At 60.6% G+C, this 297-nt stretch carries 1 protein-coding gene; it reads right to left on the bottom strand.

The genetic code is table 11. The features are described 5' to 3' along the window. Nucleotides 1-297 (bottom strand): immunoglobulin-like domain-containing protein (locus AACY45_RS28955; RefSeq protein ID WP_339548902.1); only part of this gene is annotated, 297 nt, incomplete at both ends.

Genomic DNA, 297 nt, shown 5'->3' with positions numbered 1-297 from the left:
GCGAGTCGCTGATGGTGGTAACGGCTGGCGTGGTGTCTGGCACCAGGTTCTCGAAGTTGCCGCCGGTTGTGCCCGTGATCGTTGTGCTAACGGTGCTGCCGTTGACATACACGTCGTTGGCCGGGGTATCGACCACCACGGTCCCGGTGGTTTTACCCGCTTCGATAACGATGACCGAGCCATTGCTCAAGGTCACAGTCATCGGCGTGCCGGCCGGATTAGTCAAGGTCGCGGTGTAAGTGATCTGGCCGCCTTCGGTGATACCGCCAGTCGCGGTCAGCGTCAGATCGGTAGTGT

The organism is Pseudomonas sp. RA_35y_Pfl2_P32 (genome assembly GCF_963970735.1).
Classification (GTDB): domain Bacteria; phylum Pseudomonadota; class Gammaproteobacteria; order Pseudomonadales; family Pseudomonadaceae; genus Aquipseudomonas.
This window is presented reverse-complemented; position numbering and strand designations above follow the sequence as displayed.